Here is a 9058-nt window from a genome sequence, read left to right on the forward strand (position 1 = left end):
GTGGGGGTCTCCGTCGGTGTCTCAGTCGGAGTCTCGGTCGGAGTCTCGGTCGGAGTCTCGGTGGGCGTCTCCGTGGGGGTCTCGGTGGGCGTCTCCGTCGGTGTCTCAGTCGGAGTCTCGGACGGTGTCTCAGTCGGAGTCTCGGTGGGCGTCTCAGTCGCCGTCTCAGTCGGTGTGCCCGTAGCGCTCAGGGACGGTGCGGGGCTCGTCTCGTCAGCGCTCACCGGGTGCGCGCCCGTGAGGCCGACGAGGGCCGCCGCGCCCAGGACCGCCACGACCGAACGTGCCGCACGTGAGCGCACCCTGCACGCACCTCCACCCCGCGGAGACCATCCCGATTAATGTCTCAGAATTGGATGGAAGCACGCGCGTTAATGGGCTATCAACCCCGTCCGCCAATGTCATTGCCGCATGCTCATCAACGGACGGGGCGACATTCTCCGATTGTCAGCGAGTGAGCCTTTTGCGGCCGTCGGCGGCGTCCTCCGCGGACCGCCGCCGCAATGACGTCGCGCGCAGCACCACCTCGATCGCGAAACGGGCCTCCGGGTCGTTGAGCCGGTCGCCGAGGACGCCTTCGAGCTGCCGCATCCGGTAGCGGACGGTCTGCGGGTGGATGTTCAGTTCCTCGGCGATCTCGGCGGCGGTGCCGCGGCTCACCAGCCAGGCGTGCAGCGTGTCCATGAGCCGGCCGCGCTGCCGGCTCGGGAACTCCGACAGCCCGCTGAGGTGCCGGCGAGCGAGCCGGTCGACGAGGGCCTGGTCCGACAGCAGCAGCAGCGTGATGAGGTGCTCGTCGCAGTCGGTCACGGGGGCGCCCGGCAGGACGCCCGTCTCCACGAGCCGCAGCGCGTGCCGCGCCCAGCGCAGCGAGTCGGCGAGTCCCCCGGCGGCCGCCCGGGGCCCGGCGACGAGCTGCCCCTCGGGCAGCACCCGCAGCAGCGACCGCCGCCGCTCGGGCGTCAGCCTGCCCGGCACCACCAGGAACGGCTCGGGGGTGGTGAGGTCGGCGAGCACGTCTTCGTCCAGGGCCCCCCGGACGTAGGGGGAGCCGGGCGGGGCGGCGACGACGGTCATCTCGTCCGGGATCGGCCATTTCGCCCGTGCCGCGACGTCGTCCAGGGCGCTGCGGGGCCCGCGCGGACGCAGCAGCAGCTCCAGCAGCCGCCTGCGGTGGCCCTTGATCTCGCCGTCCGGCCGCTCGTCCAGGTAGCCCTGGAGCGCCAGCGCGGCCAGCTCGTCGATGTAGGTGAACAGCGCGTCGGCGAGCTGCGCCATGACGTCGCTGGACAGATGCCGGCGCGGGCCGACCTTCATGATCCGGCGCCAGGCGACCTGCGCGCCGATGCGGAACGCGGCCTGGAGCGTGTCGAGCGTGCGGCCCTCCTGCGCCTCGAACCTGCCGAGCCTGCGGTACGTCTCGCGGTAGCGCTCCCGCGGCGCGCGGGGGTTCGCGACCTGCTCGACGAAATCGGTCAGCGCCCGTTCGACGCCGATCCTCAGCGCCTCGACGTACGGCCCCTCCATGGGCCGCCCGTACTCGGGAATCGACCTGCGCACCTCCTGGATGATCTCCCTGGACAGGCTCGGGAGCTCCGGCCGCATCATCGCTGCCAGCCGCCGCGGCAGCTTCGGCTGCGACCGCAGGGCCTCCGGCGTGAGCGTCCGCGTCATCGAGACACCTCCGAGAACGCCGCCGTCACGGGTCGTGGCGTGGGTCCGGGCAGGGGGCACCCGGCGTCCCGGACGGTCGGCTTCGCTACGGACATCAGGGACGCACCGAGCGGGGACCCCTGTGCGCCCCCGACAGGCTGTGAACTGAGACACAGCGACCGTAGGTCCAAGCCGCCATGACTCAAGGTAAAGAGAACATAAAATCACTCTGTGTCGTCCATGCGGACACGCACGGTACGACCGCACTCCACTCACCGCATCGACGGCCTCCGCTCCTGCCGGAGACGGCTCGCCCGGAGCACCGCGTCGAGGACGAAACGCGACGCCGGATCGGCCAGTTGCTCGTCAAACGTCTCGCTGAGGCGCCGCATCCGGTACCGCACCGTCTGCGGATGGACGCGCAGTCGCCGGGCGGTCTCAACCGCGTTGCCTTGTGCCTCAAGCCAAGCACCCAGGGTTTCGGTCATCCGGGATCGCTGCGTTCGGCTCATCCCCGCCAGGGCCGCCAGGCGGCGCCGCGAAAGCTGGTCCAGCAAGGCTTCGTCGGACAGCAGCCACAGCGTCAATAGGTGCCGTTCGCACAGGGTCGGGCCGCCGTCCTCCAGGACGCCGGCCTCGACGAGCGCCAGCGCCCGCCGCGCCCACCGCAGCGAGTCGGCCGCCTCCGCCAGCGGGACGGTCAGCCCCACCGCGGCACGGCGTTCGGGCAGCGCCTCTACCAGCATCTCCCGCCGGGCGGCGTCGAAGGCGCCGGGCACCAGCAGGTGGGGTTCGGTGTCCCCGAGGTCGGCGAGGACGTCGGGGGCCAGCGCGGCCCGGATGCACCGCGTCCGCGCCGGGAGGGCGACCATCGTCACCTCGTCGGGCACCGTCCAGCCCACGCTTTTCGCCGTCTCGGCCAGCGCGCCGCCGGGCGCTCCCGGCCGCAGGACGAGCCGCAGCAGCCTGCGGTGCGCCCCGGCCAGCTCGTCCGCCGACCGCGACCGGGCCTCCAGGTACCCCTGGACGGTCAGCGAGGCCAGCTCGTCGATGTAGGAGAACAGCGCGTCGGCGAGCTGCGTCATGATCGCCGACGGCAGCCGCCGCCTGCTCGCCACGTCCGCGACCCGCCGCCACGCGACCTGGACCCCGACCCGGTAGGCGGCCTGCAGCGCGTCCAGGCTGCGCCCCTCGTAGGCCGCGGTGCGCCCGAGTTCGCGGCACAGCTCGTCGCGGCGCTCGTGGGTGTCGCCCACCCCGGTCACCTGGTCGACGAACGCGGAGATGACCTGCTCCACGCCGACCCGGATCGTACGCTGCGGCACCGGCGGTGCCTGCGGCGCCTGCGCCGGGACCGTCCGCTTGACCTCGCTGACGATCTCCTCGGTGAGGGACGGCAGTTCGGCGCTCAGAATGGCGATCACCTTCGGCGGGATCGGTCCCGGACGCCCCCGCCCGGTGACGGTCCCCGTCATCGTCGGCCTCCTTCGCGCCGGCAGAGGAACGATGCAATGAAAGTAACCCAACGGCGCACGCCGCGCACCATTCCTGAAAGACTTTCACACTCCGTGCAGGCCGTTCTACATCGGCAATTGCTCACTTATGGGCGCCTGCTCCGTCCCGCACACCACATACAGGCTCACTTTGCGAGCGAATGACGTTCGGTGTTGATCACCGGATGATTAAGGGCCTCGAACCCCCCAGCCGAATCGTTACCGTCCCGGCCAGGTCGCAGGACGCCCGGAACCGGCGGAGAAGCATCACGAACAGGGACATGCAACAAGAAGATCCCCCATCGCCCCACGTAACGCTTTTCGCTCTCCGTAGCGACACGAACACCGATAGCGTCCACCTCATGCCCCCCGCCAAACATGAGGTGCCGCTCGACACCGCTTGGAGGAGATCATGCAGGCCGGCACGTACGAGTGGAAGAGCGACTTCGCCCTCAAGCACATCGCCGAAGGCGAGGCCAGGGGCGAGGCCAAGCTACTTCTCACCGTCCTGGAGACGCGCGGCTTCACCATCGACGACGACCTCCGGGAACGCATCACCACCTGCCAGGACCACGAACAGCTCCACACCTGGGCCCGCCGCGCGACGACCGCCGAGTCCCTCGACGAGGTCTTGAGCTGACGTCCGCACGTCCGAACCGCGGCTCGCCTTTGGTGACGAGCCGCGGTTTTCCCTTGCCGCCGACGACGGTTCAGGCCGGGGGCGGGGTGGTTCGCCATCGGTCGAGGGCGGCGAGGGCGACGCCCGCCAGGAGGAGCAGGACGGCGTAGAGCCAGAGGTGGCCGGGCTCGCGGAACAATTCCTCGCCGGGTGCGCGCCGTCCGGATCCCTGCCAGTGCGCGAGGAGCCCGCAGGCCCCGGTGATCGTCGCGAACGCCAGCGGCCCGAGGACGACCGGGAGCGAACCGTCCCTGGCGAGCCACACCCCCAGCGCCGCGACCGCCGCGGTGGCCGCACCGGTCAGGAGCGCCAGCACGACCAGGGGCACCCCGTCCGGCCGCACCGCCATCAGCACCAGGAGCAGGACCCCGCAGAGCCCGCACCCAACCGCGGCCGACCACGACCGCCAGGCCGGGAACGCGACGGCGGCTCCGACCACCACCCCCGACGCGGTCCAGAACCACATGCTCACCGTGGGGATCGACCCCGCCTGGATCAGCGCGCCCGCCGGCCCGGAGACACCGGCGACGACGGCCGTCGCGAGCACCAGTCCGGCGACCGCCCGCCAGCCTGCGAGGACGGAGAACGCGAGCCCCGCCACCAGCAACAGCCCGGAGGCGGCCACACCGAACGCGCCGTCACCGATGATGGCGGCGGGGATGAACAGCAGCGCACCGGCCGCGCCCGCGAGCGCCTGGAGGCGTCCCACCGCGGGCTCGGCGTCGGACGGCCCCGCCAACTCGGGACGTTTCCCGTAGCGCAGGTGCAGCGTCCCCACCAGCACCATCGCGCCCACGGCGCCCAGCAGCAGCCCGATGTGCAGCAGGGACTTGGCCACCGGCGCGTAGTGGTAGCCGTAGCCTCCCGGCTCCAGCGGCAGGGCCTCGGCCATCAGCACGTCGGTGGCCGCGCCGAACACCTGGGCGCCCAGGCCCGCCCCGATCAGCACCGCACCGGCGCCGGCCGCCTTGATGCCGACGAACATCAGCGCGGCGCCCAGCGTCCCCAGCAGCACGAGGTGCGCCCCGGCGGTGGCCGTCCCCTGGGCCAGCCAGGAGGGTTCCCCGGGAGTCGTCGAGGTCACTGGAACGGGGGACGCGGCGGACTCGCCGATCAGCACGAGCACCACGCCCGCGATCAGCAGCCACGGCCACGTCCGCCGCACCGACCACCACAGCGCCGCCACTCCGGCGACCGTCACGATCGCGACCACGACGGTCGCCGACACGGAGACCACGCCGGGGTTGATGCGGAACACGTCCGCGAATCCCGGTGCGCGTGCAGGGATGTTGGCGGGTGCCGCCGCCTTGGCCACCGCCCCGAGGGTGCCCACCGCGCACAGCACCATCGCCCCGATCACCAGGACGCGGATCGCCTCGAAGTCCTCTTCCGCCCGAGATTCCGAGGTCTCCATACCGCTCACCCACTCCTGACGGCCTGGCGCGGCCGGGCACCGTGGCCCGCACCCTTATGCGCTGCCGAGAATCGGTGTGGGCCTTTGCCTGGGGAACCGCGGAACGATCAGCGGACGCAGGCTAACCCGCGCGCTCGTCCCCTTCCAGGTCACTGTCCTGAAGCGGACGGACATCATCATCCGCTGACAGGTCGCCGACCATTGCGGCTTGCTCGATTGGCAACGGGTGAGGAAAAGATTCCGCCGGCTGACGAACCGGCCCGTCGCGTATTCACACGCGCCGATTTCCCCCATGAAATGCATGGGGCCGCCGGGACGTACGACGCGCACCGACAGGTCGCCGCCGGCCCCGCGTTCCCGTCAGGTGAGGTCGAGGCGGCCGCTCTTCACGGTGTCGAGGAAGGCACCCCACGCGTCGGCCCCGAAGCCCAGCACCGGCCCGTCCGGATCCTTGGAGTCCCGCGCCAGCACCGACACCTGGCCCGGCGCGACCTCGACACAGGAACCGCTGTTAGCACTGTGACTGCTTGTCCTCCAGGCTTCGCTCACCTCAACACAGTTGCCCTCGTCGGTGCTGTGGCTGCTCGCCTGCCAGGCTCCGACCTCTACACACTCTCCGCCGTTGCCGATGCTGTAGCTACTCGTGCGCCAGGCTCCGACCTCCACGCAGGAACCGTTGTTGGCGCTGGCACTCGTCTTGCGCCATCTGACCTGGGAGAGGTCCGTCATGGAGATCTCCACTTCCTCATTGGTCACGCCATCCGCTGGACTACCTCGCCGATCAAGGCACGGGTCTCATCCGGGCCGAGTGCCCGCGCCCGTAGCTGGTTGAAGAGCTGCGCGTAGTCATCTACTTCTCCTGGCCCCTCAAGATAAATGCACCCATTTCGGTAATCAACGTATACGACGTCCGGATCACGGCGATCCGGAAACCCCAAGATCTCGAAGGAACCGTGCATGGACGGATGCGCACCGCTGGACAGCGGAAGCACCTGGATGGTCACACCCGGCAGTTGAGAGATGGTCATGAGGCGATCCAGCTGCTCATGCATCACAGCTCGGCCGCCGACCTCCCTGCGCAGGGCCGCTTCGTTCTGGATGATCCACAACTTCGGACGTTCAGGACCTTCGTCGAGTAGCTTCTGGCGCCGCATGCGGACCTCCAACATGCGCTCCCCATCGTCAGGTGAGACATTGTCGTCCGCGAGCAGCACGGCGCGGGCATATGCCTCCGTCTGCAAAAGGCCGAAGATCACCTCAGACTGGTAAGTCCGGAGTTCCGAGACCTCTTCTTCGAGGCCGACGTAGACCTCGAACCAGGCCGGGATCGCGTCTCCGTACTTCTGCCACCAGCCGCGTTGGCGGCTCTGGCGGGCGAGGGTGACGAGGACGTCGGTGCGCTCGTCGTCTAGGCCGTAGAACTTGCAGAGGGCCATGATGTCGGCGACCTTCGGCGCGTGCACGGCGGCCTCGATGCGGCTGACCGTGGCGGGGGCGATGTCCGCGAACCTGGCCGCCTCTTCGCGGGTTTTTCCCGACTCCCTGCGCAGCCTCCGCATTTCGGACGCGAGGCGGCGCCTCCGCACCGTGGGGCTCGTCCGACTTGCCACGCTTGCACCTCCGCTAGGTATTTGCCCATCGAGCGGACCATGATTCTTTGAGCGAGTTCACTTCTTTGGGTTTACAGACGCGGGCCGTCCGCCTCATGCTCTGACCGTAGCGAAAGTCACGCACGGTGGACGGGCGATCACGCAAGAAAGTCGGGTGAATCGTGGTCGTTCGCGTGCCCGGAGAAAGGGCGTCCGACGATGTCAGCGGATCAGCGACCGCATTCGGTGCGGTTCAGCCTCCTGGCTGATCTGTGTTACAAACTGGGCGAAAGCCAACAATGCACCTCTATGCTGGTCCACCCCTCGCGCGGTGAGGCCGTGCTGTGGGTGCCGGAGCGGGCGTGGCCGCGCACCTGGCTCGGGGTCGCGGCGATCGACCATCGGGGACGGTGGCTCTACTCCTTCGGCGGGCAGTGGTGCAGGGCCGGGGACGTCGCGGAGACGGCCGCGCGGGTGGCGTGGGCGGTGCGGACCCGGTGAAGCACTTGGGAACGTGCGTCATCCCGTCCAGCCCGAAGAACGTGGCGAACGGGCGGCGGTGGCTGCTCGGACGGCTCGAACCGCTGCTCGGGGCGGAGCACAGCGCCTGCGACGACAGCGTCCTGCTGCTGTCCGAGACGCTCACCAACGCGATCGTCCACGGCGAGGGTCACCTCGTGGAGGTGGACGCCTACGTGGACACGGCCAACATCCGGATCGAGGTCACCGACGAGGGCGGTGCCACCGTCCCGCATCATGTCGACGACCCCCATGGTGAACACGGGCGCGGCCTGCCCATCCTGTCGATGCTCGCCAAGTCGTGGGGCTTCGAGCAGCTCGACGACGGCCGGCTGCGCGTCTGGTTCGAGGTTCCGCACACCGCGCCGCCCGACGCTCGCCCGACCGGACCGGAGGACGCACCAACTCCGCCGCGTCCCGCTGACGGCGCCCACGAGGAGTCCGCCCTGGCGGCGAACACCTCCGCGCACTCCCGCGACCGGTGACCCGCAGCCGTTGACTTGCGGCGTGTTGTTGTTATCCGGCCGCCCATAACAACAACACGCCGCAAGTCAACGAGAACGGGGGGCTGGTGGTCGTCGCGTTAGTGGTGGGGGTCGTCTCGGTCGGTTCGGCGTTTGAGGTTTTTGTGGACTTCCCAGGCGGTGGCCGCGACCCTTGCGATGCTCGGAGCCGGCTGGGTGGGCCGGCGCTCGATGGACGTGTCAGGCGCGTAAAGCGCGACCGCTCGGGCCAGGCTTGCCGTGTCCAGTCGCCAGCCCTGAATATCTGTCTGCACCAGCGACGGCGGGCCGAGCAGGCGATCGAACCAAGGCCACAGGGCCGCCTCGTTGAACTCCTGCTCCAGCGCGGTAGGCGGCGGCAGCCCTGGTGGCCTGGGCAAACGCCTCAACCGCTCCGTGACGCCCGCGGCATTGAGCTCGACCCCCACGCAGTGGCGTCGCGCCTTCCCGTCGCCGCTGTGCACGATCCGGTCGAAAGTCACGATGCAGTCGATCCACGACCAGGGGATCAACTCCGCCAGTTCTCTTTCACCGGTGGGGCCGAAGTAGACGCCGCGGGCGTCCACCGCGAACGACACCTCTCCGCGACGTACCGGCCTTATGACGAGGACGGCCATGACCACGGTGATCGTGCAGAACGCGGCCACCGCGAATACGGCGCCGGGCTGGGGGTTCCGAATGGTCTGGTACAGCAGGAACACGTCCACGACACTGACAAACACCAGGATCGGCAGGTTGCCGCGCCAGCTCTGCCGGGCGATATAGGCACCATCGGAGAGTCCGTCGGGAGTGTCGTCAGGTCGCATGAAAAGCACTCCTTTTCCGGCCGCGCGGGGTGCCAGCGGCATCGGAGACCACCGGGTCGGCCTCGTCCACACTCGTGAAACGCAAGAACGCCGTGCCCGCGGGGTCGCCGCGGGCACGGCCGTGGTCCCGCTGTCGGCCTTACAGCTGGGAGTACTGCTTCTGGACGACGTACTCGTTCTGGATCACGGTGTTCTTCCCGGCCGGCGAGGGGAACCCGCCGATCTGGTTGATCAGCCAGTTGGCGACCCCGCCATTGAACACGCAGCCGCTGGCGCCGGGCACCGAGAACGAGTTGTCGACGTGCTTGGGCGCCCGCACGACCGGGGGCGGGTCGGTCCGCACGACGTTGGCCGGCTCCCCGGTGATCGGGGTGTTGGGCGCCGGCGGGTCGGTCGTCCCGG

9 protein-coding genes and 1 pseudogene are annotated in these 9058 nt (G+C 69.7%); 3 read left to right on the plus strand and 7 right to left on the minus strand.

Translation table 11 applies throughout. The annotated features are described in order from the left end of the window. Positions 1-447: 447 nt before the first annotated feature. Both E1200_RS27495 and E1200_RS27500 read right to left on the minus strand, forming a co-directional pair. Positions 448-1674, minus strand: a complete 1227-nt coding sequence (locus E1200_RS27495; protein WP_131954982.1) for a helix-turn-helix domain-containing protein — start codon at positions 1672-1674, stop codon at positions 448-450. Positions 1675-1925: 251 nt separating this feature from the next. Beyond that, positions 1926-3128 (minus strand): PucR family transcriptional regulator, encoded by a 1203-nt coding sequence (locus E1200_RS27500; RefSeq protein WP_131954983.1) that lies wholly within the window; start codon positions 3126-3128, stop codon positions 1926-1928. Positions 3129-3558: 430 nt separating this feature from the next. Between E1200_RS27500 and E1200_RS27505 the strand changes: the two genes are divergently transcribed. Next, positions 3559-3786 carry a hypothetical protein gene (locus tag E1200_RS27505; RefSeq protein ID WP_131954984.1) on the plus strand — a complete coding sequence of 76 codons (228 nt, stop codon included), beginning with the start codon at positions 3559-3561 and terminating at the stop codon, positions 3784-3786. A 70-nt stretch (positions 3787-3856) separates the two neighbouring features. Here the strand turns inward: E1200_RS27505 and E1200_RS27510 are convergent, their stop codons facing one another. From E1200_RS27510 to E1200_RS27520, 3 genes are all read right to left on the minus strand, one after another. Further along, positions 3857-5239 carry a hypothetical protein gene (locus E1200_RS27510; RefSeq protein ID WP_131954985.1) on the minus strand — a complete coding sequence of 461 codons (1383 nt, stop codon included), beginning with the start codon at positions 5237-5239 and terminating at the stop codon, positions 3857-3859. Positions 5240-5599: 360 nt separating this feature from the next. Continuing rightward, a complete protein-coding gene (locus tag E1200_RS27515; protein ID WP_243708868.1) occupies positions 5600-5995 on the minus strand; it encodes a DUF397 domain-containing protein in 396 nt (131 codons plus the stop codon). Continuing rightward, entirely contained in the window at positions 5992-6849 is an 858-nt protein-coding gene (locus E1200_RS27520; protein ID WP_131954986.1) for a helix-turn-helix transcriptional regulator, read from the minus strand. Before E1200_RS27520 ends, E1200_RS27515 begins: the two co-directional genes overlap by 4 nt. Before the next feature lie 288 nt (positions 6850-7137). Here E1200_RS27520 and E1200_RS34025 point away from each other — a divergent pair, with 288 nt between their 5' ends. Then, positions 7138-7329: a hypothetical protein gene (locus E1200_RS34025; protein ID WP_165950485.1), complete on the plus strand. Its 192-nt coding sequence runs from the start codon at positions 7138-7140 to the stop codon at positions 7327-7329. Then, positions 7326-7832 carry an ATP-binding protein gene (locus E1200_RS27525; RefSeq protein ID WP_165950486.1) on the plus strand — a complete coding sequence of 169 codons (507 nt, stop codon included), beginning with the start codon at positions 7326-7328 and terminating at the stop codon, positions 7830-7832. Before E1200_RS34025 ends, E1200_RS27525 begins: the two co-directional genes overlap by 4 nt. A gap of 98 nt (positions 7833-7930) precedes the next feature. Here the strand turns inward: E1200_RS27525 and E1200_RS27530 are convergent, their stop codons facing one another. Both E1200_RS27530 and E1200_RS34030 read right to left on the minus strand, forming a co-directional pair. Next, positions 7931-8656 (minus strand): hypothetical protein, encoded by a 726-nt coding sequence (locus E1200_RS27530; protein WP_131954988.1) that lies wholly within the window; start codon positions 8654-8656, stop codon positions 7931-7933. 139 nt (positions 8657-8795) lie between these two features. Then, positions 8796-9058: pseudogene (locus E1200_RS34030) on the minus strand (hypothetical protein); the annotation flags it as partial.

The organism is Actinomadura sp. GC306, assembly GCF_004348665.1.
GTDB lineage: Bacteria > Actinomycetota > Actinomycetes > Streptosporangiales > Streptosporangiaceae > Spirillospora.

Excerpts from the sequence above, each read along its gene's own strand:
- E1200_RS27505 (WP_131954984.1), top strand. The coding sequence starts at position 3,559 with ATGCAGGCCGGCACGTACGAGTGGAAGAGCGACTTCGCCCTCAAGCAC.
- E1200_RS27495 (WP_131954982.1), bottom strand. The coding sequence starts at position 1,674 with ATGACGCGGACGCTCACGCCGGAGGCCCTGCGGTCGCAGCCGAAGCTG.
- E1200_RS34025 (WP_165950485.1), top strand. The coding sequence starts at position 7,138 with ATGCTGGTCCACCCCTCGCGCGGTGAGGCCGTGCTGTGGGTGCCGGAG.
- E1200_RS27530 (WP_131954988.1), bottom strand. The coding sequence starts at position 8,656 with ATGCGACCTGACGACACTCCCGACGGACTCTCCGATGGTGCCTATATC.
- E1200_RS27500 (WP_131954983.1), bottom strand. The coding sequence starts at position 3,128 with ATGACGGGGACCGTCACCGGGCGGGGGCGTCCGGGACCGATCCCGCCG.
- E1200_RS27510 (WP_131954985.1), bottom strand. The coding sequence starts at position 5,239 with ATGGAGACCTCGGAATCTCGGGCGGAAGAGGACTTCGAGGCGATCCGC.